The sequence below is a fragment of the Ruegeria sp. HKCCSP346 genome (assembly GCF_017872595.1).
Classification (GTDB): Bacteria; Pseudomonadota; Alphaproteobacteria; order Rhodobacterales; family Rhodobacteraceae; genus Ruegeria.
In genome coordinates this window covers 26,399-50,220 of the sequence record NZ_JAEDOT010000006.1, presented here as the reverse complement: position 1 = coordinate 50,220, position 23,822 = coordinate 26,399, and the positions used below count along the sequence as shown (strand labels likewise).

The 23,822-nt window shown below is 58.6% G+C and carries 28 protein-coding genes; 18 read left to right on the top strand and 10 right to left on the bottom strand.

Features of this window, described 5'->3' with window-relative positions; all coding sequences use genetic code 11:
- Positions 1-24: 24 nt before the first annotated feature.
- Complete coding sequence (gene dprA / locus I9185_RS15655) at positions 25-1,149, bottom strand: DNA-processing protein DprA (RefSeq protein WP_210093520.1); 1,125 nt, start codon at positions 1,147-1,149, stop codon at positions 25-27.
- A 238-nt stretch (positions 1,150-1,387) separates the two neighbouring features.
- Complete coding sequence (gene tldD, locus I9185_RS15650; protein WP_171724428.1) at positions 1,388-2,809, bottom strand: metalloprotease TldD; 1,422 nt, start codon at positions 2,807-2,809, stop codon at positions 1,388-1,390.
- Positions 2,810-2,985: 176 nt separating this feature from the next.
- On the opposite strand from tldD, the gene coxB reads away from it, so the two are divergent.
- The 11 genes from coxB (at position 2,986) to I9185_RS15595 (ending at position 12,945) form a co-directional block, all read left to right on the top strand.
- Positions 2,986-3,897, top strand: a complete 912-nt coding sequence (coxB, locus tag I9185_RS15645) for a cytochrome c oxidase subunit II (protein ID WP_171636878.1) — start codon at positions 2,986-2,988, stop codon at positions 3,895-3,897.
- Between the two features lie 88 nt (positions 3,898-3,985).
- A complete protein-coding gene (gene cyoE / locus I9185_RS15640) occupies positions 3,986-4,936 on the top strand; it encodes a heme o synthase (RefSeq protein ID WP_171636880.1) in 951 nt (316 codons plus the stop codon).
- A complete protein-coding gene (locus tag I9185_RS15635) occupies positions 4,933-5,094 on the top strand; it encodes a hypothetical protein (RefSeq protein ID WP_171636882.1) in 162 nt (53 codons plus the stop codon). Before cyoE ends, I9185_RS15635 begins: the two co-directional genes overlap by 4 nt.
- The gene (locus I9185_RS15630) at positions 5,094-5,669 is read left to right on the top strand and encodes a cytochrome c oxidase assembly protein (RefSeq protein ID WP_152457260.1); all 576 of its coding nucleotides are present in this window, start codon (positions 5,094-5,096) and stop codon (positions 5,667-5,669) included. The genes I9185_RS15635 and I9185_RS15630 overlap by 1 nt, the downstream gene beginning before the upstream one ends.
- A 22-nt stretch (positions 5,670-5,691) precedes the next feature.
- Positions 5,692-6,507 (top strand): cytochrome c oxidase subunit 3, encoded by an 816-nt coding sequence (locus I9185_RS15625; protein WP_152457261.1) that lies wholly within the window; start codon positions 5,692-5,694, stop codon positions 6,505-6,507.
- 157 nt (positions 6,508-6,664) lie between these two features.
- Positions 6,665-7,342, top strand: a complete 678-nt coding sequence (locus I9185_RS15620; RefSeq protein WP_210093519.1) for an SURF1 family protein — start codon at positions 6,665-6,667, stop codon at positions 7,340-7,342.
- Positions 7,339-8,727 carry a threonine synthase gene (thrC, locus tag I9185_RS15615; protein ID WP_210093518.1) on the top strand — a complete coding sequence of 463 codons (1,389 nt, stop codon included), beginning with the start codon at positions 7,339-7,341 and terminating at the stop codon, positions 8,725-8,727. The genes I9185_RS15620 and thrC overlap by 4 nt, the downstream gene beginning before the upstream one ends.
- Positions 8,724-9,986 (top strand): pitrilysin family protein, encoded by a 1,263-nt coding sequence (locus I9185_RS15610; protein WP_209834968.1) that lies wholly within the window; start codon positions 8,724-8,726, stop codon positions 9,984-9,986. The genes thrC and I9185_RS15610 overlap by 4 nt, the downstream gene beginning before the upstream one ends.
- A complete protein-coding gene (locus I9185_RS15605) occupies positions 9,986-10,570 on the top strand; it encodes a GNAT family protein (RefSeq protein WP_117869702.1) in 585 nt (194 codons plus the stop codon). The genes I9185_RS15610 and I9185_RS15605 overlap by 1 nt, the downstream gene beginning before the upstream one ends.
- A 102-nt stretch (positions 10,571-10,672) precedes the next feature.
- Entirely contained in the window at positions 10,673-11,491 is an 819-nt protein-coding gene (locus I9185_RS15600; protein WP_210093517.1) for an MBL fold metallo-hydrolase, read from the top strand.
- A gap of 38 nt (positions 11,492-11,529) precedes the next feature.
- The gene (locus tag I9185_RS15595) at positions 11,530-12,945 is read left to right on the top strand and encodes an FAD-binding oxidoreductase (protein WP_171636892.1); all 1,416 of its coding nucleotides are present in this window, start codon (positions 11,530-11,532) and stop codon (positions 12,943-12,945) included.
- Positions 12,946-12,981: 36 nt separating this feature from the next.
- Here I9185_RS15595 and I9185_RS15590 read toward each other — a convergent pair whose 3' ends face one another.
- Entirely contained in the window at positions 12,982-13,464 is a 483-nt protein-coding gene (locus tag I9185_RS15590) for a fasciclin domain-containing protein (protein WP_117869700.1), read from the bottom strand.
- Between the two features lie 170 nt (positions 13,465-13,634).
- Positions 13,635-14,174, bottom strand: coding sequence for an adenine phosphoribosyltransferase (locus tag I9185_RS15585; protein ID WP_171636894.1), 540 nt, complete (start codon positions 14,172-14,174; stop codon positions 13,635-13,637).
- Positions 14,175-14,612: 438 nt separating this feature from the next.
- Between I9185_RS15585 and I9185_RS15580 the strand changes: the two genes are divergently transcribed.
- The gene (locus I9185_RS15580) at positions 14,613-14,786 is read left to right on the top strand and encodes a hypothetical protein (RefSeq protein ID WP_210093516.1); all 174 of its coding nucleotides are present in this window, start codon (positions 14,613-14,615) and stop codon (positions 14,784-14,786) included.
- A 7-nt stretch (positions 14,787-14,793) separates the two neighbouring features.
- On the opposite strand, the gene I9185_RS15575 is transcribed toward I9185_RS15580, so the two are convergent.
- The 3 genes from I9185_RS15575 to I9185_RS15565 form a co-directional block, all read right to left on the bottom strand.
- The gene (locus I9185_RS15575) at positions 14,794-15,423 is read right to left on the bottom strand and encodes a LysE family translocator (protein ID WP_171636898.1); all 630 of its coding nucleotides are present in this window, start codon (positions 15,421-15,423) and stop codon (positions 14,794-14,796) included.
- Positions 15,424-15,706: 283 nt separating this feature from the next.
- Positions 15,707-16,579 carry an S-methyl-5'-thioadenosine phosphorylase gene (locus I9185_RS15570; RefSeq protein WP_171636900.1) on the bottom strand — a complete coding sequence of 291 codons (873 nt, stop codon included), beginning with the start codon at positions 16,577-16,579 and terminating at the stop codon, positions 15,707-15,709.
- 66 nt (positions 16,580-16,645) lie between these two features.
- Positions 16,646-17,206: a hypothetical protein gene (locus tag I9185_RS15565; RefSeq protein WP_210093515.1), complete on the bottom strand. Its 561-nt coding sequence runs from the start codon at positions 17,204-17,206 to the stop codon at positions 16,646-16,648.
- A gap of 166 nt (positions 17,207-17,372) precedes the next feature.
- Between I9185_RS15565 and I9185_RS15560 the strand changes: the two genes are divergently transcribed.
- Positions 17,373-19,007 carry a SulP family inorganic anion transporter gene (locus tag I9185_RS15560; protein WP_209834978.1) on the top strand — a complete coding sequence of 545 codons (1,635 nt, stop codon included), beginning with the start codon at positions 17,373-17,375 and terminating at the stop codon, positions 19,005-19,007.
- Between the two features lie 31 nt (positions 19,008-19,038).
- On the opposite strand, the gene I9185_RS15555 is transcribed toward I9185_RS15560, so the two are convergent.
- Complete coding sequence (locus tag I9185_RS15555) at positions 19,039-19,677, bottom strand: CatB-related O-acetyltransferase (protein WP_210093514.1); 639 nt, start codon at positions 19,675-19,677, stop codon at positions 19,039-19,041.
- The gene (locus I9185_RS15550) at positions 19,677-20,282 is read right to left on the bottom strand and encodes a flavin reductase family protein (protein WP_171636908.1); all 606 of its coding nucleotides are present in this window, start codon (positions 20,280-20,282) and stop codon (positions 19,677-19,679) included. The genes I9185_RS15555 and I9185_RS15550 overlap by 1 nt, the downstream gene beginning before the upstream one ends.
- Before the next feature lie 71 nt (positions 20,283-20,353).
- Between I9185_RS15550 and I9185_RS15545 the strand changes: the two genes are divergently transcribed.
- The 5 genes from I9185_RS15545 (at position 20,354) to I9185_RS15525 (ending at position 23,407) form a co-directional block, all read left to right on the top strand.
- Entirely contained in the window at positions 20,354-20,848 is a 495-nt protein-coding gene (locus I9185_RS15545) for an N-acetyltransferase (protein ID WP_171636909.1), read from the top strand.
- A gap of 52 nt (positions 20,849-20,900) precedes the next feature.
- Complete coding sequence (locus tag I9185_RS15540; protein ID WP_171724418.1) at positions 20,901-21,644, top strand: EcsC family protein; 744 nt, start codon at positions 20,901-20,903, stop codon at positions 21,642-21,644.
- A gap of 132 nt (positions 21,645-21,776) precedes the next feature.
- Complete coding sequence (locus I9185_RS15535; protein WP_210093513.1) at positions 21,777-22,238, top strand: NUDIX hydrolase; 462 nt, start codon at positions 21,777-21,779, stop codon at positions 22,236-22,238.
- A gap of 72 nt (positions 22,239-22,310) precedes the next feature.
- A complete protein-coding gene (locus I9185_RS15530; RefSeq protein WP_171330180.1) occupies positions 22,311-22,766 on the top strand; it encodes a DUF1178 family protein in 456 nt (151 codons plus the stop codon).
- Between the two features lie 2 nt (positions 22,767-22,768).
- A complete protein-coding gene (locus tag I9185_RS15525; RefSeq protein WP_210093512.1) occupies positions 22,769-23,407 on the top strand; it encodes an SDR family NAD(P)-dependent oxidoreductase in 639 nt (212 codons plus the stop codon).
- Here I9185_RS15525 and I9185_RS15520 read toward each other — a convergent pair.
- Positions 23,401-23,757: a hypothetical protein gene (locus tag I9185_RS15520; RefSeq protein WP_171363717.1), complete on the bottom strand. Its 357-nt coding sequence runs from the start codon at positions 23,755-23,757 to the stop codon at positions 23,401-23,403. The genes I9185_RS15525 and I9185_RS15520 overlap by 7 nt on opposite strands.
- Between the last annotated feature and the right edge of the window lie 65 nt (positions 23,758-23,822).

Below are 23,822 nucleotides of genomic sequence, written 5' to 3'. Positions count from 1 at the left end.
GGGCACGCCGGAACGAGGGTACGATCAACTTGCCAGCGACAACAGACCTCCGGGCTGACGCTGGATTCGCCCATCAAGTTCAAGGTCGATCAGCGCCGGTCCAAGCTCACCGGCCGAGGCCGCGATATCCCGCAGCAATTGATCTTCGGCGATGGGCGAGGGGCCAAGCCGCGCGATGATTTGCTCGTGCAGGTCTCTTGCAGGACGCACGATTGGTTCCGAGGGCGGTTCGATTGGCCGGGAAATCAGGTCGTCCTGCCTCGGCAAGGCTTCAATAACGTCTTCAGCAGATCGGACAAGTGTGGCGCCGTCACGAATCAACAGATTGCAACCGGCGGCCCGCGCGTCGAACGGATGGCCGGGAACGGCCAGAACCTCGCGCCCCTGATCCAGTGCGTCCCGTGCCGTGATCAGACTGCCGGACTTGGCGGCTGCCTCGACGACGACAACCGCCTGCGCAAGCCCCGAAATGATCCGATTTCGGCGTGGAAAGTGCCGGGCCTGGGGTGTTACGCCCATCGGTTGTTCCGAAATCCGTAAGCCGCGGGACGCGATGTCATGGGCCAGTTCCGTGTTTTCGGCGGGATAGATCACATCAACGCCACCGGCCATGACTGCCACGGTGCCGGTCTCCAGCGCGGCCATATGTGCGGCTGTATCGATGCCACGCGCCAGGCCAGAGACGATTACGTGCCCCTTGCTGCCCAGTTCGGTGGCCAGGCCACGTGCCATCCGCGCGCCGAGCGAGGAACAGTTTCGCGCGCCGACCATCGCAATCGTTGGTTTTTGCAGCAGCGAAACGTCTCCGATCGCCCAAAGCAGCGGCGGGGCTTCGTTGAGTCCAGCCAGGGCCGCGGGGAAATCAGCGGACCCAAGGCACAAAAGCCGCGCTTTAGCGGCTTTTGCGGCCCTGAGTTCCGCCTCGATCACGCCGGGGGGGCAGGTTTCATACCCTTTTATACCGGCGGCGCGTGCCATTTCAGGCAGCGCGGCCAGCGCGTTCTGCGCTGAGCCATGTTCGCGAAGCAGCCGACGAAATGTCGCCGGACCGACCTTGCGAGAACGCAACAGACGAAGCCACGAGAACCGGTCCTCTTCCGTGGTGGGTGGGAGTGGGGGGTGATTGGAAGAAAGCTGCTCTTCGGTCATCCGTTGCTCCGCCTTGTTGCAGAACTGGTTTACGGGACAGGCAGTTAACAGCTTGTGAATCGTCGAAAATTAGAACTGTTTTTTTGCAATTCTGTCAGAGAAAAGCATAGAACACATTGATAATAAGCAAAATAAATAATGCTCAGTCAGAAAGGGCGCTTTGGTCGCCTAAGGCAATTTTCGCAAAAAAAGAGACGCTGGGTTAACCCTGCGCCTCCGGGAATGCGCCGCTTCCGACTCAGGCGGCCGAACCACCGACAGTCAGCCCGTCCATCAGCACGGTCGGCTGGCCAACACCCACCGGCACCCATTGCCCGTCCTTGCCACAGGTTCCCATACCTGGGTCCAGCGCCATATCGTTACCCAGCCCGCGGATGCGTTTCAAGGCCGACGGCCCGTCACCGATCAACGTGGCGCCCTTGACCGGCGCGCCGATTTTGCCGTTTACGACACGATATGCCTCGGTGCACGAGAAAACGAACTTGCCGTTGGTGATGTCCACCTGACCCCCGCCGAATCCAACGGCCCAGATGCCGTCCTTGATATCAGCCACCAGGGCCTGCGGGTCGGCTTCGCCACCCAGCATGATCGTGTTGGTCATGCGCGGCATGGGTTTGTGCGCATAGCTCTGCCGCCGCCCGTTACCCGTAGGAGCAACCCCCATCAGTCGCGCATTCTGGCGGTCCTGCATGTATCCGGTCAATATACCGTCTTCGATCAGCACCGTGCGCGCGCTGGGCGTGCCCTCATCATCCACGGTGATCGAGCCGCGACGATCGGCAATCGTGCCGTCATCCACCACGGTCACGCCTTTCGAAGCAATCTGCTGCCCCATCAACCCGGCAAAGGCCGAGCTGCCCTTGCGGTTGAAGTCGCCTTCCAGGCCGTGGCCGATGGCCTCGTGCAGCAGGATGCCCGGCCAGCCGGGGCCAAGCGCGACTTCCATGACACCGGCCGGTGCAGGAACCGCGTCCAGGTTGACTAGTGCGATACGCAGGGCTTCGCGGGCCTTGGCCTGCCAGTCGGCGGGGTCGATCAACCCGCTCAGGCCAACCCGGCCACCACCACCGGCGGATCCGCTTTCGCGGCGTCCGTTCTGTTCGACAATGACCGACACGTTCACGCGGGTCATGGGGCGCACATCGCGGACCATCACACCATCGGGGCGCAGAATCTCGACCTCTTGCACGGCTGCCGCGATCGTGGCGCTGACCTGAACCACACGCGGGTCCAGATCGCGGGCGAAGGCGTCGATCTCACGCAATGTCTCGATCTTGACCGGGAAAGCGGCAGAATCAATCGGGTCTTCGTCCGTATAGAGGCGCGTATTGGTGGAGCGCGGAGCATCCGCCAAGACCCCGCCGCCATCCCCGACAGCCAGTCTTGCTGTTTCCGCCGCCCGTTTCAGGGCAGGAATCGAGACGTCTGTGGAATGCGCATATCCAGCCACTTCACCTTGTACGGCACGCAGCCCGAACCCTTCCGACGCATCGTAAGACGCGGTGCGCAGACGGCCGTCATCGAACACGAGAGACTCGGATTTTCGCCGCTCGACAAACAGCTCTCCGTCCTCGGCCCCGTCCGTGGCCGAGCGCAAAATGGCAAGCGCTTCATCGTGTGGTAGAGCGCTTTCAAACGGGCGAAACGGGGCGTCGGACATGGGTTGCGACCTTTCGGGTTTGATCCAGATCAAAAATAGCGTCTGTTTGACGCAAGCATTTTGCTTTATCTACCCGACGGAATATGGTTTTTAACGCGGCCAAAGACAACGGGAGAGGTGCGACCGATTCACACCTTTTCGCCAGGGACGCAAAGATCAAACGATCAGGACAGAACATGAAGAATGCTTTGATGCTTTCAGGGTTTATGACAGCCCTCTCCAGCCTTCCAGCCATGGCTCAGGAGCTTGAGATTATTGGCAAGCCGGTTGACGGCGGTATGGGCTTTCAGCCCGCGGCCACCAGCCTTGCCACGGGAATTCAGCGTCTGGACGGCATGATTCTGGTGATCATCACCGTCATCTGCCTGCTGGTTGCCGGCCTGCTGGTTTATTGCATCGTGCGTTACAACGAACGCGTTAACCCGAAACCGGCGCGTTTTTCACACTACACCCCGGTTGAGATTGCATGGACCCTTGGCCCGATCCTGATTCTGGTCTTCATCGGTGCGTTTTCGTTGCCGGTTCTGTTCAAACAGCAGGAAATTCCGGAAGGCGACATCACCATCAAAGTCGTGGGCAACCAGTGGTACTGGACCTATGAATATGTTGATCACGATTTTGCCTTTGACAGCTACCTGCTGGGCCATCCGGCCACTCTGGACGAGGGCGCGCGCCCGGCTGACGCCGACGTGACCCCGTTTGTTCTGGATGATGCCATGCGCGCCAAGCTGGCAGATGCGGGTTACAGCGAAGACGAATGGCTGCTGGCCACCGACACTGCCGTTGTTGTACCGGTTGGCAAGGTTGTCGTGATGCAGGTTACCGCATCTGACGTGATTCACTCCTGGACTATCCCGTCCTTCGGCGTGAAGCAGGATGGCGTGCCCGGGCGTCTGGCGGAACTTTGGTTCGAGGCCGAGAAGGAAGGCATCTATTTCGGTCAGTGTTCGGAACTCTGCGGCAAAGACCACGCTTATATGCCGATCACCGTGAAAGTCGTCAGCCAAGAAGCGTATGACCAGTGGCTGCAAGGTGCGATCGAAGAATATGCCGGTCTGCCGCAAAGCTATCAGGTTGCATCGAACTGAGCACACTGAGGGCGGGTAAAAGCCCGCCTGACACGAAATGCAGGCTGTGCGGGCTGACCGCGCAGCTTTCGCCCCAAAAGGACCCGAGATGACCGACGCAAGCATCAATGCCAGCACAGCGACCGCCCACGCGGACGAGGCCAGCTTTGGCGATTACTTCGCCTTGCTGAAGCCGCGCGTGATGTCTCTGGTCGTGTTCACGGCGCTGGTCGGTCTTCTGGCGGCCCCGGTTCCGGTCCACCCCTTTGTCGGGTTTTGCGCCATTCTGTTCATCGCCATCGGTGGCGGCGCATCGGGTGCGCTGAACATGTGGTGGGATGCGGATATCGACAAGGTGATGAAACGCACCAAAGGTCGCCCGATCCCCTCCGGCAAGGTAGAGGAGGGTGAGGCGATGGCCATCGGCCTGACCCTGTCGGGCCTGTCGGTGATCATGCTGGGCCTTGCGACCAACTGGTTCGCAGGTGCGTTTCTGGGCTTCACAATCTTTTTCTATGTCGTTGTCTACACGATGTGGCTGAAGCGCTCGACACCACAGAACATCGTGATCGGTGGTGCGGCGGGCGCTTTCCCTCCGGTGATCGGCTGGGTGGCTGCTACCGGGTCCATGGAGGTTGAACCGTGGCTGATGTTCGCCCTGACCTTCATGTGGACACCGCCGCATTTCTGGGCACTCGCGCTGTTCATGCGCTCGGACTATGATGACGCGGGCGTGCCTATGCTGACCGTCACGCATGGTCGCCGTGCGACGCGTGTACACATTCTCGTCTATACGGCCCTGCTGGCGATACTGGCGGTGGGAACCGCGTTCTCTGGCATCGGTGGTCCCATCTATCTGACCGTGGCTTTGGTGTTGAACGCGTTGTTCCTGCGCGGCGCCTGGCAAATTTCACGTCGGACCGAGGATGACTCGGAGGCCGATAATTTCAAGGTCGAACGCAGCTTTTTCAAGCTTTCGCTGCTCTACCTCTTCCTGCATTTCGGCGCTATTCTGGCCGAAGCCTTGCTGAAACCCTATGGTTTGGGAGGATGGTCATGAGCCTGCGCAAAAGCCATGAACTGCATCAGCGTCGGTTCAGCCGCAATCTGGGCGTCGGCCTGACGCTGGCTGCCTTTATCGTGATCATTTTCGGCCTGACGATCGTCAAGGTCTCGGGTACTGACTTCAACATGGCCACACAGGAGATCCAGAACTGATGGCTTTGTCTGGTCCACAGAAAACGGTCGCTCAAACCGTGGGTGTGGTTGTCCTGATGGGTAGCCTGGCCTGGGCGGCGGTACCATTCTACGACTGGTTCTGCCGCGTGACCGGATTTGGCGGTACAACCGGTGTGGCCGAAGCCGCCCCCGAAGACATTCTGGACCGCACGGTCACCGTACGGTTTGATGCGTCCAAGGCCAAAAACATGGCCTGGGAATTCAAACCGGTCGTTCGCGAGATGGAAGTGCGCATCGGCGAGACCGGACTGGCTTTCTATGAGGCCTACAACCCAACGGATCGTCCAATAGCGGGTCAGGCCTCATACAATGTGGCACCCTATTCGGCGGGCGGGTATTTTCAAAAAATTGCCTGTTTCTGCTTTGAAGAGCAGGTGCTGCAACCCGGCGAGCGGGTAGAGATGCCGGTGACCTTCTTCGTCGATCCTGAAATGGTCGAAGATCTTGAAGCAAAGTATGTTCATACGATCACGCTGTCGTATACATTCTACGAAATTGACCTGCCAGAGGGCTATGCCGCCCTTGAAGCGCAGGCAGAAACAAACACGAACTAACGCCTGTAGGTGAGGGACGCTGATGGCACACGCTAAAAACCATGATTATCACATTCTGGCCCCGTCGATCTGGCCTCTGATCGGAGCTGTCGGCGGCTTTGTGATGTTGTTCGGAGCCGTCCTTTGGATGCACGGATTGACCCCGTGGATGTTCTGGGCCGGTCTGGTCGCAGTTCTTTACACCATGTTCGCTTGGTGGTCCGAAGTTGTTGTCGAAAGCCGCCAGGGGGATCACACCCCTGTGGTTCGCATCGGTCTGCGGTACGGTTTCATCCTGTTCGTCATGTCCGAGGTGATGTTCTTCTTTGCCTGGTTCTGGTCGTTCTTCAAACATCGCATGTACCCGATGTACGACTATGCCGGCACCGAATACATCCAGCCGGACATCCACGCGGTTGACCCGTTCCACCTGCCGCTGATCAACACGCTGGTTCTGCTGCTGTCGGGCTGTGCTATCACCTGGGCCCACCACGCGCTGGTGCATGACAACGACCGCAAAGCGCTGATCAACGGTCTGGCCATCGGTATCGTTCTGGGCATTGCCTTTACCGGTTTGCAGGCGTTCGAATACTATGAGCTGCTGGCCCATGAAGGCTGGAAATTTGGCGATGATCAGTTCTATTCGAACTTCTTCATGGCGACCGGTTTCCATGGTTTCCACGTCATCATCGGCACCATCTTTCTGTCGGTCTGCCTGATCCGGGCCCTCAAAGGCGACTTCACACCGGAAAAGCATGTCGGGTTCGAAGCGGCGGCCTGGTACTGGCATTTCGTTGACGTTGTCTGGCTGTTCCTGTTTTTTGCAGTCTACATCTGGGGACAGGCCCCGCTGATGTAAGCTCGATCAGCTCATCAAATTGCTAAAGCCGCCCTTGAGGGGCGGCTTTTTCTCTGTTCCGGGCGCAAGATTGCGCCCCATACAATTGCGTGGTTGCAATTTGGCCCACACGCCCCTTAACAAGACGCCGGTTCCTGAAACGAGGTTCGACCCTGCCATGCGCCGCATTCTGTTCCTGCTGATCTTCGGCCTCGCCGGTTTGGGCGTTCTGCTGTCGCTGGGGATCTGGCAGATGCAGCGTCTGGCCTGGAAACAGGAGCTGTTGGCAGAGATTGAAAGTCGCATTTCAGCCGACCCTATCGCCTTGCCCCGGCAGGTTTCAGAGGACACCGACAAATACCTTCCGATAACGGTTTCGGGTGAGATGGAACCAGGCGAAATCCATGTTCTTGTTTCGGTCAAACAGGTCGGGGCAGGGTATCGCATCATCCAATCGTTCAGCACCGAGGACCGCACAATTCTGGTCGATCGGGGGTTTGTGCCGACAACTGCAAAACAGGCGTCGCGTCTGACCGGTCCGATGGAGATCACCGGCAACCTGCACTGGCCGGATGAGGTCGACAGCTATACGCCCGAGCCCGATATTGACGACAACATCTGGTTTGCCCGGGACGTGCCCAATCTGGCCGCCGCGCTGGGGGCCGAACCGGTGTTGCTGATTGCGCGGTCTCAGACCGACCCGAACGTGACGCCTTTGCCGGTGGATACGGCCGGGATTCCAAACGATCACCTGCAATATGCAATCACCTGGTTTGGCTTGGCTCTGGTTTGGGCTGTGATGACCGGTTATTTCCTGTGGCGCAATCGCGCCCCTTCTGAGAGTGAAGAGCAATGAAATACATCTCGACCCGTGGCCAAGCGCCAGAACTGACCTTTGAAGAGGCGATGCTGACCGGATTGGCCCGCGATGGGGGGCTTTATCTGCCCGTTGAGATCCCAGTGATGAGCCATGACGAGATCGCGGCGCTTGCTGGTCTGCCCTATGAGGACATCGCGTTCCGTGTGATGTGGCCCTATGTCAGCGGCTCCTTTGCCGAGGATGAGTTCAAGCAGATCATCGCGCGTGCCTACGAGGGTTTTGGTCATGACGCCCGCGCGCCGCTGAAGCAGCTGAACGAGAATCACTTCTTGCTGGAGCTCTTCCACGGCCCCACGCTGGCATTCAAAGACTTTGCCATGCAGTTGATCGGCCAGTTGTTCCAAGTGGCCCTGAAACGGCGCAATGACCGCGTGACCATCGTGGGCGCGACCAGCGGCGACACCGGTTCTGCCGCGATTGAGGCGTTCCGGGGGCTGGATGCCGTGGATGTGTTCATCCTGTTCCCGCATGGCCGCGTGTCCGAGGTGCAGCGTCGCCAGATGACGACGCCTGCGGACAGCAACGTTCATGCTCTGGCCGTGGACGGCGATTTCGATGATTGTCAGGCCGCGCTGAAAGATATGTTCAACGATTTCGACTTCCGCGACGGGGTCAAGCTGGCAGGTGTGAACTCGATCAACTTCGCCCGGGTGCTGGCGCAGATCGTTTATTATTTCTCGGCCGCCGTCAGCCTCGGCGCGCCGCACCGCAAGGTCAGTTTCACCGTGCCGACCGGCAATTTCGGCGACATCTTCGCAGGCTATCTGGCCAAGCGCATGGGCTTGCCCATCGACCGTCTGGTCGTTGCAACCAACCAGAATGACATCCTGCACCGCTGTCTGTCGGGTGAGGGGTATTTCAAGGGCGACACCATCCCCTCGATCAGCCCGTCGATGGACATTCAGGTCAGCTCGAACTTTGAGCGGGCGTTGTATTACGCCTATGGCGAGGACGGCGGTGCCGTGGCGCAGTTGATGGATGAGCTCAAGTCCGGCGGCTTCAATGTCAGCCAGGGCGCGATGGAAGCGCTGCGCGAGAGTTTCGACTCGGGCCGAGTGTCCGAGGAGGAAACGCTGGCGACGATCCGGCATACGCTTGCACACAGCGCGGAACTGGTCTGCCCGCACACTGCGGTCGGGATCAAGGTCGGCGAAGACCACCGTGCCACCGATACCCCGATGATCACCTTGGCGACCGCGCATCCCGCCAAGTTCCCTGCGGCGGTCGAGAGGGCGAGCGACGTGCATCCACCTCTTCCATCCCGCATGTCTGATCTGTATGAACGTCCGGAACGGGTGACCCGCATCGCCAATGATCTGGGTGCCCTTGAGGATCATATAAAAAGGCACATCGCTGAGTGACTGTCAGACAAGACCAACTGAAGAACGGGTTTCGTATCGTCAGTGAACATATGCCGGGGCTGCAATCTGCGGCCATCGGCATCTGGGTAACCGCCGGTGGGCGGCATGAGCGGATCGAACAGAACGGAATCGCGCATTTCCTTGAACATATGGCGTTCAAGGGAACAGAGCGCCGTTCGGCGCTGCAAATCGCCGAGGCGATCGAGGATGTGGGCGGGTATATCAACGCCTATACATCGCGCGAGGTAACGGCCTATTACGCGCGCGTTCTGAAGGACGACGTGGCGCTGGCGATGGACGTGATCGGCGACATCGTTCTGAACCCGGTTTTCGACCCGCGCGAAATCGAGGTTGAGCGCGGCGTGATCCTTCAGGAGATCGGCCAGGCCTATGACACGCCCGACGATGTGATCTTTGACTGGTTGCAGGAGCAGAGCTATCACGACCAGCCTTTGGGCCGAACCATTCTGGGACCATCCGAACGGGTCAGTGCGTTTTCACGAGAAGACCTCTCTGGCTTCGTAGCAGAGCATTATGGCCCCGATCAGATGATCCTGTCCGCTGCCGGTGCCGTGGATCACGATCAGCTGATAAAAATGGCCGAAGAGATGTTCGGTCATCTGCAACCACGCACCGGGCTGATCGCTGACCCTGCGCGCTTTACCGGTGGTGAAGCACGGCAGGAGAAAAAGCTGGAGCAGGCCCATTTTGCACTTGCGCTGGAAAGCCCGGGCTATCGCGACGATGCGATCTATACGGCGCAGATATATTCGACGGCTCTGGGTGGCGGCATGTCCTCACGGCTGTTCCAGGAGGTGCGTGAAACACGCGGGCTCTGCTATACGATCTTTGCCCAGACTGGTGCCTATGCGGATACCGGTACGACGACGATCTACGCCGGTACCTCGGCAGATCAGGTGGCAGAGCTTGCCACCATCACCATCGACGAGATGAAGCGCGCAGCAGAGGACATGACCACGGAAGAGGTTGCCCGTGCCCGTGCGCAGATGAAAGCCGGGATGTTGATGGGGCTGGAAAGCCCGTCAAACCGGGCCGAACGGCTGGCGCGGCTGGTTCAGATCTGGGGGCGGGTCCCGTCTCTGGAAGATACGGTGGCCAAGATCGATGCGGTCAGCACCGAAAATGTGCGCGTATTTGCCGAGCAGATGGCCGTCAACGCACCTGCCGCTTTGGCGCTGTACGGGCCGGTTTCGGGGGCGCCGACATTGGCCGAACTACAGGAGAGGCGCGCGGCGTGATGCTGTTGGGCAGACGCAAGCTGAAACTCGAGACTGCGCGGCTCAGCCTGCGCCCGCCTGTACATTCCGACTTCAACGATTGGGCCGCGTTGCGGCGGGCCTCGAAAGATTACCTGACGCCTTGGGAGCCGATCTGGGCCAAGGACCACCTGAGCCGCAAATCCTTTACCAACCGTGTGTATTGGGCACAACGTTCGGTAGCGGCCGGGACGGCAATTCCGCTTTTTCTGTTTCGCCGTGAAGATGACGTGTTGGTTGGGGCCATCACGCTGGACAACATTCGGCGCGGTCCCGCACAGGCGGGCACATTGGGGTACTGGACCGGTCAGGCTTTTGCCCGACAAGGGTATATGCGTGAAGCCATCGGCGCGATGGTTCACCATGCCTTTACCCGTTTGGACCTGAGCCGGATTGAAGCCGCCTGCCTGCCGGAAAACCGGGCGTCGCGCGGGTTGCTGGAAAGCTCGGCCTTTAAATACGAGGGCGTGGCGCAGTCGTATTTGCAAATCAACGGGCGGTGGCGGACGCATGTTCTGTATGCCAGCCTGCGGTCTGACCGGCGTGGAAAAACCGACGCGGGATAGGGGGCGCTGCCCCCGTCGCGGCAAGCCGCGCCTCCCCCGGGATATTTGGGGCCAGATGAACAAGGGGCATGACTTGTTGTCTTTCTGCGCTACACTCGGGGTATGCGCTGGTTGATTGCGGCATTGATGGTGATTTCGGGCGGGGCCGCTGCGCAGGAGCGACGGCCAAGTCATTGTGTCGCCATTGCCGATGCGGCGCCCGGAATCGAGTATCTGCACAGGGCGGCCTGGCAGGATCCGGTGCCGGAATTCTCGGTGCGGATCAGCTATATCGCGCATGCGTCTTTCATGATCCAGACCCGCGGCGGGCTGAATGCGGTGACGGATTTTACCGGATTTATCGGCAGCGCAAACCTGATCCCCGACGTGGTGACGATGAACCACGCCCACGGCACGCATTGGACGGCGCATCCCGACCCGGCCATTCCGCATGTTCTTCCGGGGTGGGGAGAGTTCGGGAAAGGTATCGAGCATCATCTGGATCTGGGTGAGATGCTGGTGCGCAATGTCTCGACCGATATCCGGTCTGTATATGGTGGGGTCGAAGAACGCGGCAATTCAATTTTTGTGTTCGAGGTTGAGGGGTTGTGCATAGGTCATCTGGGACATTTGCATCATGTCCCTTCGGATGAACAGTTTGCCGCGCTCGGGCGGCTGGATGTGGTCATGGCCGCCGTGGATGGCGGGACCACGATGCCTCTGCCCGATATGATTGCGGTTCTGAAACGGCTGAAAAGTTCTGTCATCATTCCGATGCACTGGTTCTCGCAGTTTTCGCTGGATCGCTTCCTAGTGGATATCAGGGATACATTTCCGGTTGAGCGCGGCGGGGTGTCGGAGATCACCGTGTCGTTGCGGAACCTTCCGGACCGACCCACGGTTGTGGTGCTTGAGCCGCGCTATCTGATTGATCTTGAATAAGGCTTGCGGCAACCGCATCGCTTGGGCATTGGAGGCGTATGAGTTTGAACCCCGCTGATGACCGTTTTGCCGCGCTGCTCCGTTCGAAACTGGGCGACGGTGTGCTGCGCCCCGTAGAGGAACGGTATTTGGAAGAACCGCGCGGGCGTTTTTCGGGACGGGTCGGTCTGCTGGCCTTGCCGCGCAACACCGATGAGGTGGCGCAGCTGGTAAAATTGGCTGCACAGGCACAGGTTCCGATTGTTCCATATGGCGGCGGCACTGGCCTGGTCGGCGGGCAGGTGATGTCGGCGGGGCCTGCGCCGTTGGTGATCTCGTTGGAACGGATGACCGTCATCCGGTCTGTCTTTCCAACCGAGAACGTTCTGGTCGCCGAAGCCGGGGCTATTCTTCAAGACGTTCAGGCCGCAGCCGAGGCGGTAAACCGGTTGTTTCCTTTGTCATTGGCGGCGCAGGGATCCTGTCGGATCGGGGGCAACCTGTCGACCAACGCAGGGGGCGTCAACGTTTTGCGGTATGGCAACGCGCGCGACCTGTGCCTGGGGCTTGAGGCGGTGCTGCCCAGTGGTGAGATCTGGCATGGCCTCAGCCGGCTGCGAAAGGACAACACCGGCTATGACTTGCGCAACCTGCTGATTGGGGCCGAGGGGACGCTGGGGATCATCACTGCCGCATCGCTGAAGCTGTTCCCGCGACCCACCGGTGTCGGGACCGCGGTGTTTCAGGTGGCTTCTCCCGAAGCGGCGATCGACCTGCTGGCTTTGGCGCGGGACAAGGTGGGTGAGGCCGTCAGCACGTTTGAACTGATCCACCGGCAAGGGCTTGATTTCCTGACCGAGGTTCTGCCGGATGTCCGTCAGCCGTTCGCCTCGCCCCCGGAGTGGAGCGTTTTGATCGAGCTGGGTCTGGCTGATGGGCAATCACCATTTGCCGCGTTGGAGGAACTCTTTGTTCGCGCTGAAGAACTCGGTCAGGTTCAGGACGGAGTAATCGCCCAAAGTGAAGCGCAGAGAGCCGATTTGTGGGCGGTGCGCGAACGCATTCCCGAAGCCAATCGTCTGATCGGGTCAGTGTCGAGCCATGATATCTCGATCCCGATTTCCAGAATCCCCGATTTCATTTGCGAAGGCAGAGAATTGATTGCACGCCTGGGGCCCTTCCGGATCAATTGCTTTGGTCATCTTGGTGACGGCAACCTGCATTACAACGTGTTCCCGCCCAAAGGGCGATACCGATCGGAATTTGATGATCAAAGAGGCGCGATCAAGCAGGCCGTCCATGATCTGGTCGATTCCTTCGACGGTTCGGTCAGTGCCGAACATGGGGTCGGGCGCCTCAAGACCAGCGATTTGGAACGCTACTGCGATCCAGCCAAGCTGGGCGCGATGCGGGCCATCAAGCGGGCATTGGACCCGCAGGGCATCATGAATCCCGGCGCGGTTCTGAAAGGGTGAACACGGCCCGAACGTCGGACCGTGCCCGGTTGATTCCTACGATGCAGGCAGGATCACCTTGTCGATCACATGGATCACGCCGTTCTTGGTTTCGATGTCGGCCTGAACCACGTTGGCGTCATTCACCATCACACCCGAATCCAGATCGATCGTAATATCGCCGCCTTGTACGGTTGCAGCCGTCATGTCATCGCTCAGATCACCTGACATCACTTTGCCCGGCACGACATGGTAGGTCAGAATGGCAACCAGCTGATCCTTGTTTTCGGGCTTCAGCAAGTTTTCGACGGTGCCTTCTGGCAAAGCCGCGAACGCATCATCGGTGGGGGCAAACACGGTGAACGGGCCTTCGCCTTTAAGTGTGTCCACCAGTTCGGCGGCCTGAACTGCCGCGACAAGTGTTTCAAAGCTGCCAGCGGCGACGGCTGTGTCGACAATGTCCTTGCCGTGACCATCGGCGAATGCAGCAGTGCTGAAGAGGATCGAGGCGACACCGGCGGCGGCGAATTTGCGGAACATGAGCTAAACTCCCTGGGTTGAAATGCTTCAAGCAGCATCACACAGGGTACGGGACAGCCTGACCACAAGATCACTTATATTGATCCGTTTTGCGGCTTGATCGGCGCGAAAACCAGCCTAAGCCTTTCCGGTTTTTAGCTTCCAGTCACGTTTTTGTGAAAAACTCCTGGTCAGAGTCCTTCGAATTCGCACAGGACATGCACGTCCATGCCCATCTCTTCCAACACTTTACTGCCGCCAAGCTCGGGCAGGTCAATGATGAAGGCGCACGAGACGATTTCGCCCCCAAGCCGCTCGATCAGCTTGATGCCCGCCGCTGCAGTTCCGCCCGTGGCGAGCAGATCGTCAACCACCAGAATTTTTTCGCCGGGTTGGATGGCATCGTCATGGATCTCGACGATCGCCTCTCCGTATTCCAACTTGTAGTCCTGGCTGATTGTCGTGCCGGGCAGTTTGCCTTTCTTGCGGATCGGGACAAAACCGACGCTCAACTGATGTGCAATCGCACCGCCCAGAATGAACCCGCGTGCTTCAAGCCCGACCACTTTGTCAATCTGCTCACCGGCATAGGGGTGCAGCATCTGGTCAATCGCCATCCGAAACCCACGGGGGTCGGCAAACAGGGTTGTCACATCCCGAAACATGATCCCTTCATGCGGGAAATCGACGATGGTTCGGATATAATCTTTGACAGATTTGTTTCTGGACATGGACCAACCTTTTAGCGTCAAACACAGGTATTGTGTTTGGCCCAACAGGGTTGGCCATGCAAGGAACAATTCCACGGCTGGATCAGCACGGGAGTGAGGTTGCAGCGTTGAGCAGGCCAAAAACCGAGTCAACTTGTGCGCCGGCCAAGATAAGTCTCCGACCCATTTTCTTGCTTGCTGCCACCTGTTCCAAACAGTTCCACGCTCGAATTTCCGGTAGCGCAATGAGCAATCTGTTTGGTTTGCAATTCGACATGTCCGTGTCTCAGGCGCGGTCGGCTTCAATTGCGAGGAGCTGGCTCAAGAACGGTCCGAAGGTGGCAAGGTTCATTGTCAATGTCCTGTCCTTGCCGTTAAGTGCCCGATAACGACAAAAACTATGCTATGGATATGCACAGCATCGCCAGATAGAGCTTAACTTCGTTGGGAAAAATACACGTGGCCAGGAATGAAGGCAAAGGATCGGCCAAGAAAAACAGTCAGTTGGTCTTACGCCTCGACAGGGATGAACGTGACTCGTTTGTCGAGCTTTGCAAAGAGCTGGACACGTCGGCTGCGCGCGAAATCCGCAGATTTATCCGTGGATTCATGAAAGAGCACGCCGAAGACTGATGCGGTGTCAGGCCGGTCGGCGTAGGACCGCCGTGGCCATACCCATGCCGATCAAGGTCAACCCGCCAAACCGTGTCATCGCAGTGATTACGCTGGCGCGGCCGATCAAACGCCGCAACCTGTCTGCCAACAGGGCGTAGGCCAACGCGTTCAACCAGGCCAGCCCGACGAATGTGGCAATCAGGATGACGAACTGAGGTCCAAGCGGTTCAGCGGGGCGTATGAACTGCGGCACAAAGGCAATGAAGAAGGCAATGGATTTCGGGTTCAGGGCTGTGACGGCGGCTGCGTGGCCAAATACGCTGCGCGCTGTGACATCCCGCCCGGTGTCGACCATGTTCAATCCACCGGCTGGCGCACTGCGCAACAGCTTGATCCCAAGCCAGACCAGATAGGCCGCGCCCACCCATTTGAGAACGGAAAACAACGTGGCCGAAGCCAGAACAAGCGCGCCAAGCCCCAGCAAAGATGCGGTCATGGCCAAAAGATCGCCCACCGCCACCCCCGTGGCCGATGCGACGGCGACACTGCGCCCCTTGGACAGGGCATAGCTGAGAACCAGCAACACCGTCGGGCCGGGGAGCAGCAGCAAAGCCGTAGATGCAGCCACAAAGGCCAGCCAGACTTCAAAAGGCATGATGCGGTTCCTTTACTCAACTCAATTCATACAGATTTTCTGTCATACTACGAATTGGATTCAAGTCGACAATGTCGGATTCAATTTCCCTCGAGGCGCTAAAACAGGCCAAATACGCAAAACGCATTACGCTCGAAACCCAAGAAGTCGCAGGAAACACTTAAAGAAAAATGCCAGGGAACGTTCCGTTCTGACAAACCGGCAGGACAACAAACCTTACCAGTACCCTGTGCCAGGCCGGGTTTCGGCGCGATTTCCAGCCATCAGTAGCAAAACCGGGCGTTTACATCACACGCCCGGCCACCGCATCCAACTTGGCCATAAGCGCCGGGTCGCGCTTTTCCGGTGCGGTCAGGATCGCGTATTCCAGCGCCCGGTCGCAACCGTGCGGGCAGGGTGTTCGTTCGGCCCCCAGAAGGGACGGCAGGCCCTTGACCAGTGCGCGGCCTTTTTCGGCATTGCCGGTCAGGGTGGCGATGATCGTGGTCACGTCCACCTCGCCATGGTCCGGGTGCCAGCTGTCATAATCGGTGACCATCGCGATCGACGCGTAACACAGCTCGGCCTCGCGGGCGAGTTTCGCCTCGGGCATGTTGGTCATGCCGATCACGTCACAGCCCCATTGCTCGCGATACATCCTGGATTCCGCAAGGCTTGAAAACTGGGGGCCCTCCATCGCCAGATAGGTGCCGCCCCGGTGGATTGTGATGCCGGCGGCCTTACCTGCCGTCTCGCATGCGTCCGACAGGCGTGGGCAGGTGGGGTGAGCAACGCTGACATGGGCAACGCAGCCCGTTTCGAAAAAGCTTTTGTCCCGTGCAAAAGTGCGATCGATGAACTGATCGACAATCACGAAGTCACCCGGTGCCATATGTTCGCGGAACGATCCGCAGGCCGACACCGAGATCACGTCCGTCACGCCCAACCGTTTCAGCGCATCGATATTGGCGCGATAAGGTACATCGGTGGGTGAATGCACATGACCGCGCCCATGACGTGGCAGAAAGGCCATTTCGATACCGTCAAGCGACCCTGTCAGGATCTGGTCTGACGGCGTTCCCCATGGGGTCTCAACCTCTACCCATTCCGGGTTTTCCAGCCCATCGATGTCATAGATGCCCGATCCGCCGATGACGGCTATTCTGGTTTGGGTCACTGTCCTGCTCCGCCTGAATATCTGATGTTGAATTTGTGCGGGTTCAGCCCGGATTTGACAAGAGGCCTATTCCCGTAACGTCAACAGGTTGCGCTGCTGCGATTGCACGGTGAAATCATCCCAGACCGCGCCAAACATGCCCAGAGACCAGGTCAGATCCTGTGATTGTCCGTGCCGGTCTCGAAACACAAAGCGGAACGCATCGCCGGTCAGCATGGCGTCCAAAAGCGCCTCGGCACGTTGGTCTTCGAAGGTACAGCCAAGCCCGGTCAGGCATCCGGGGCGCCGCGTGCGCCATATGGCTTCTTCGCCGTTGTCGATGCGAAATCCGGATGGGTTGAAGAAAGTGCCCGGCTCGATCCCGAATTCAACTTTGAAACCTTCAGGTTCGGGCGTAATGAAAACGAACTGTGCCGCAAATTTTGGCCGAAAGGAAAACACCTCTGCCCGTCGGATGTAACACCGCTGCCGCAGGGTGTTGTCTTCTTCGCGCTCGTCACAGATCGAATTCCAGATGCCGAAAATCTCGTGATGCGTTACCCGCCAGTTGCCGGCCGTGTCATTGCCATCCAAATCCTGTGCAAGGACGGGAAGGGCCGGGAACAGTAAGAAGAGGATCCAACGCATGGCCTCACATGTTGTGGCTTCATCATGGTTCTGCAAATCAACTTGCCGCGAGCGTCACGTATGCGCCACACGCATGGCTGCATCCCGTTTTATGCAGTAGCTCAATGCCGGCGCGCCAGCTACAACGACGCCTTCGCGCGAACATATAATCCTATAGGACTGTCTGATGCCCCGAGCCTTGCTGGCAAGCTTTGCCAATCGCCTCGCCATTCCCGATCTGCGCTGGGTTCCAGATGAAGGGCTGACCGTCTCACGCCTGCGGATCGAGCTGCTGTCCGGCCTGACTGTTGCTCTTGCACTGGTGCCCGAGGCGGTGGCCTTTGCCTTTGTGGCGGGTGTGCACCCGCTGGTCGGTCTTTATGCGGCGTTTTTGGTCGGTTTGATCACCGCACTGATCGGTGGACGGCCGGGCATGATCTCGGGCGCGACCGGCGCGCTTGCGGTTGTCATGGTGGCACTGGTGGCCGAGCATGGGGTTGAATACCTGTTCGCGACCGTTGTTCTTATGGGAATCCTTCAGGTCATCGCCGGGGCGATGCATTGGGGGCGCTTCATCCGTTTGGTGCCGCATCCTGTCATGCTGGGCTTTGTGAACGGTCTGGCCATCGTGATCTTTCTTGCCCAGATGGGGCAGTTCAAAGTGCCCGGAACCATGGAAAATACCGGTCATGGCATGGGCGGCGGCGAATGGTTGTCCGGGATGCAGCTTTACACCATGTTGGGTCTTGTCGGGCTGACAATGGCAGTGATCTGGGTCATGCCCCGGATTACACGCATCATTCCTGCGCCGCTGGCCGGTATTCTGGTTGTCGCGGCAATCGTGATCGGTTTTGGCCTTGATGTGCCGCGCGTCGGCGATCTGGCATCGATCGAAGGCGGCCTGCCTTCCTTCCATATTCCAATGGTTCCTCTGAACTGGGAAACCTTTGAGATCATCCTGCCATATGCAGTCATTCTGGCCGCCATCGGCCTGATCGAATCCTTGCTGACCCTGAACCTTGTGGGTGAGATCACAGGCAAGCGTGGTGGGGCGTCTCAGGAATGCATCGCGCAGGGCGCATCGAATATCGTGACCGGATTTTTCGGCGGCATGGGCGGTTGCGCGATGATCGGGCAGTCGATGATCAACGTGAAATCCGGCGGGCGTACTCGTATTGCCGGAATTGCAGCAGCGCTTTTCCTGCTGGTCTTCATCCTGTTCGCATCACCCCTGATCGAACAAATCCCGCTGGCCGCGCTGGTTGGCGTGATGTTCATGGTTGTGATCGGCACCTTTGCGTGGAACTCGTTCAAAATTCTGCGCAAAGTACCAATGACCGATGCGTTCGTCATCGTTCTGGTCACTGTCGTAACGGTGATGGAGGACTTGGCCGTTGCCGTTGTGGTCGGCGTCATCGTCTCGGCGCTGGCCTATGCCTGGAACAATGCCAAGCGCATTCATGCGGTCACGCGTGACTCCGAGACCGAGAAAGGCGCGAAAGTCTATGAAATTCAGGGGCCGTTGTTCTTTGGGTCCTCTGACGGCTTTATCGAACTGTTCGACGTCCCGAACGATCCCGAAACCGTCATCATCGATTTCGCCGAAAGCCGCGTGGTGGATCAGTCCGCGCTGCAAGCCATCGAGAATATCGCAGGAAAATACGAGGCAGCAGGCAAACGAGTCATGCTTCGCCACCTGAGCCGGGATTGTCACAAACTGCTGAACAAAGCCGGACACCTCATGGTCGACAGTGATGATGACCCGGACTACGAACTGGCGGTAGATTACTCTGTCCGCACCGGTATTCTGGGCGGGCACTGACTTCGAAAGGCGGCCAATCAGGCCGCCTTTTTCAAGGGTCCAAGCGCTCCAGCTTATCGATATCTCCCGTCAGCAGAGCGCTTTCGGCTTCGGCGATCAGTTCGGCTGGCCAATCCCACCACTTTAAAGCAAGCAACCGCTCGATTGTGTCGGCGTCAAACCGGTATCGCCGTACTTCGGCAGGATTGCCCGAGACGATCGCATACGGCGGGATGGTTCCACGCACGACTGAACCCGCGCCGATTATCGCTCCGTCACCGATACTGGCTCCTGGCATGATCAGCGCGCCATAGCCGATCCAGACATCATTGCCGATCACGGTTTCGCGGACGTCCGGCTGGAATTCCAGCATCTGTTCCGGATCGAAAACCGGAAAGGGAAAGCAGGTTATCCCATCCATCGCATGACTTGCCGAGGCTGTCACAAAGCGGACGCCGTGGGCAATTTGGCAAAACTTTCCCAAAACCAGCTTTTCGCGCGAGAACTCGAACAGGTAAGGGGCCAACCGATTGGCCCAATCCTCGGGTTCGTCAAAATCTGATGCGTAGGTGTAATCTCCCACCTGAATTCTGGGGTGGTTGATAACTCGTGACAGAAAGGCCGTTCCTTTATGTTCCGTGCCGTCAGGCAGAGTGACAGGATATCGGCGCGCAGCGTCAGGCAGGGGCATCAGTCATCCGGTCTCGAAAGGCTGAACAACTCGGAAACGACAGAGTAATCGCGATACCCAAGCCGCGCCAAAGGTTGGAACGAGGTCACGTCAAACTTGCCATCCCGAATATGATCGTCGTGCAGGTGTACACCCGTCACTTCGCCAAACACCACCCTATTGGCTTCACCGGGCAGCGTGACGATCTGGGTCAGCTTGCATTCCAGCGCAGCTGGAACCCCTTCGATCCGTGCGCAGGGTATGGTTTCGCATTCTATGGGTGAAAGCCCGGCATGCGAGAACTCATCAACTTCTTTCGGCAACCCGGCCGAACTTGCATTCATTGCGTCCCGATGCGCTTGGGCCACGACATTTACGCAAAACACGCCCGTGGCCTCGATATTGGCGATGCTGTCCTTGCCGGCGTTCTGATCCTGTTTGGTGCCGGTCGAGGCAAACATGACCTGTGGTGGCGTATAGGCGACGCCGTTAAAGAAGGAATAGGGTGCCAGATTGTTGACCCCATCCGCGTCCCGAGTCGAAATCCAGCCAATCGGGCGCGGCGTGATGATGGCGTTGAACGGGTTGTGCGGCAATCCGTGGCCGTCTTCGGGGCGGTAGAACATCTGATCTCCAAGCGTTTGCCCAAGGCGTAGCGAAGTGCTAGGGCGATTGCCAGCAAGTAAATGAGGGCAGGGTGCAGCAATTCGGGATCAGGCCGGAAGAACCGGACGACTGGTGGGAGGTCGAAGCCCTGTATGACCTGTGTTTTGCGCCGGGTCGCGAGGCTTTGTCGTCCTACCGCTTGCGTGATGATGTACCGCCGGTTGCGGGCTTGTCTTTGGTCGTGCGCGACGGTCAGGGGATTCTGGCCGGTGCGATCCGGTTCTGGCCTGTTCATGTTGGTGATCATGATGCTCTGCTGCTGGGGCCGGTTGCCGTGCACCCCACCCACCAAGGTGAAGGCCTGGGTGGATATCTGATACATGCAGGAGTCGAAGCGGGGCGCACCCGCGGTTGGCAGAGGGTCATGCTGGTCGGGGATCAGCCCTATTACAGCCGGTTCGGTTTCACGCGATTGCACGCGGTCGAAATGCCTCCGCCCACCAACCCTGACCGGGTTTTGGGGCTGGAACTGGTGCCCGGCGCCTGGTCCGGGGTTCAGGGCGCGGTGACACGTTGGAGCCGCTGACCTATTGAAACCATGCTGCGCAACGCCGATGTTGAAAGGCAGGAGGGCGTGAATGCAGAACGTTGTTCTTGTTGAAAACGTGGATACCGAGGCCGAACTGGATCGTTTGGCGGATCACTACCGGTCCGCCGGAGGGGTCGGCGTGAAACTTCTCAACAAACTTGGGGGGTCAGCCGAGTCTTTGCTGGAGCAATTGCCAGAACCCGTTCGGAATGGCCTGACAGGCGCAACCGAGCAGGCGTTATGGCTGGCGATGCATGCGGCCGAGGGCTCGCGGCGCGCGGTTCCTGATCAACAGCCCTGGGTCAATACCGCGCTGACGACTGCCATGGGTGCGGCCGGGGGGCTGGGCGGCGTTTCGACAGCCTTGATGGAGCTGCCCGCGACAACCGCGATGCTGCTGCGTGCCATTCAAGGGGCCGCCGCGCGCGAGGGGTTTGATCCCTCTGCCGAAAACGTAAAGTTCGATTGCGTTCGCGTCTTGTCGGCAGCTGGACCATTGTCGCATGATGATGGGGCAGACCTGGGGTTTTTCTCGGTCCGGCTGACCCTGACCGGACCGGCCATGCAACGCCTGATTGCCGCCGTTGCGCCGCGTTTTTCGATAGTACTGGGGCAAAAGCTTGCAGCCCAGTCCGTTCCTGTGCTGGGGGCATTGGCCGGCGGTGGCACGAATTATGTCTACACGCGCTACTACCAACAGATAGCGCGCGTGCATTTCGGTTTGCGCCGGTTGGCAATTGACGCTGACATCCCCCATGAGGATCTGGCACGGCGGCTTTCTGCCCGAATGTAGGCGATATCCTGGGCGACGTGAGTGACTTGGCGTGTGATACTTCATGTGGTATGATTGCAGGTGGCAGCCGCTAGATTGGGTGAGCGTACCAATTTGGATGGCTGACGTTCGACCGAAAGGGAGCGTCGCTTGATGAAAGCACGATTGTTGCTTCATGACCTTCCAAAAGCTGCAAGGCAGCCAGTTTTGCGGCAATCCTCGGCTTTGTGTTTCCGGATCAAGCGCGGCCGTCCCAAGATTCTGTTGGTCGCGACACGCAAGGCACGGCGATGGATCATTCCCAAAGGATGGCTCATCCCCGGTCTGAGCCCGCAGGAAACCGCATTGCAAGAGGCTTGGGAAGAGGCGGGCGTATCTGGTCGGATCAGCGGGGTGCGACTGGGGCAGTTCCTGCACCACAAACATCATTCGAACCGGCCTCCATCCTTATGTCTGGTGGATGTTTTTCCAGTGCATGTAAGCGCTGTGTCGCAGGAATACCCGGAAAAGACCGAGCGTCGGCGCAAATGGTTTTCGCCAAAAAAAGCGGCGCTAAAGGTCGATTCTCATGAGCTCGCTGAATTGTTGCGCGACTTTAAGCCGTACTCACATTGAAGTAGCATCTGATAGGCTTGATATTGTCACCTTGATCGGTATCTATTCGCCAATCGTTTTTTTGGACTGAACATGATTCAATACGCGTTGAAATGCAGCGAAGGCCACAGTTTCGACAGTTGGTTCCAATCCGCAGAAGCCTATGACAAGCTGGCCTCTGTGGGTATGGTCACCTGCGCGGTTTGCGGGTGCACGCAGGTCGAGAAAGCGGTCATGACGCCTCGCGTCCGCCCGGCGCGGAATGCCCGGAAGAAAAGTGAAATCCGTTCCACTCCGGAAGAAAAGATCGACGTTGCAACGCCATCGCCCGAAATCGAGAAGGTTTTGGCCGAGATGCGCCGCCATGTCGAAGAAAACTCGGATTATGTCGGGAAAGATTTCGCCAGCGAGGCGCGCAAGATTCATCTGGGCGAGGCTCCGGAGCGTGCCATCTACGGAGAAGCCAAGCTGGATGAGGCGAAATCCCTGATCGAAGATGGCGTGCCGGTGGCTCCGCTGCCGTTTGTCCCCAGCAGAAAGACCAATTGATCATGCACATCATGATCACCGGCGCCAATCGCGGCATCGGGCAAGCCCTGGCAAAGCATTACGTGAACCAGGGTGACAAGGTCACTGGGACGGCGCGTGACGGCAGCATGCAGGTGCGTCTGGATGTGTCCGATCCCGTGCAGCAATCCGCCATGGCAGAACAGATGAAAGACCAGCCTGTCGATCTGCTGGTCTGCAATGCCGGCGTGTATCTGGACAAGGGGCATTCGATCGATGGCTACCCGGCCGACATGTGGGCGCAAAGCTTTGCGGTAAATGTCACGGGGGTCTTTCTGACTATACAGACCCTGTTGCCCAACCTGCGCGCCGCGGGCGGTAAAGTTGCGATCCTTTCGTCGAAAATGGCGTCGCACACACTTGCGCCGGGTGGCAGTTATATCTACCGCTCATCCAAAGCGGCGGCTCTGAACCTTGGGCGGAATCTGGCGATGGATCTCAAAGATGACGGGATTGCCGTCGGCATCTATCATCCGGGCTGGGTTCAGACGGATATGGGCGGTGCAGCGGCGGATATCGATGTGGATCAGGCCGTGTCCGGCCTGATTGAACGATTTGATGCCTTGTCGCTAAGCACAACGGGCTGTTTTGAAACCTATGACGGGCAACCGCACGCCTACTGAGAGGCCAATGCGGCTTTGGGGATTTCGAAGACCTCACCAGGTTCAATGTAGACCACCATCATATCGCCTCGCGTTTCATGTGAGATTTTCGAGGTCGAATTGCTGGATTCCGGCACACCATCCTTGAAATAGATATTGCGCACATGTCCGCCTCCCAGGGCCACTGCGACCGTTATGTTTCCGTCATCATGGCGGCGCAGTTCCGCGTGGCAGCTTTGTACGGGATCACCGGCATTTGCAGCGCAGGGAATTGTGCCCAACGCGTTCTTGCCGTCCGTCCCGGCAACACTCGCGACCTGGGCCAGTGCAGGCGATGACAATAGGGCAAAGGCGAGGGCTAGGCGAAACATGAGGAACCTCTTGATCTGGTTGTTATCCTTAGGCTGACATCGCGCCGGTGCAATGTAAAGCGGCC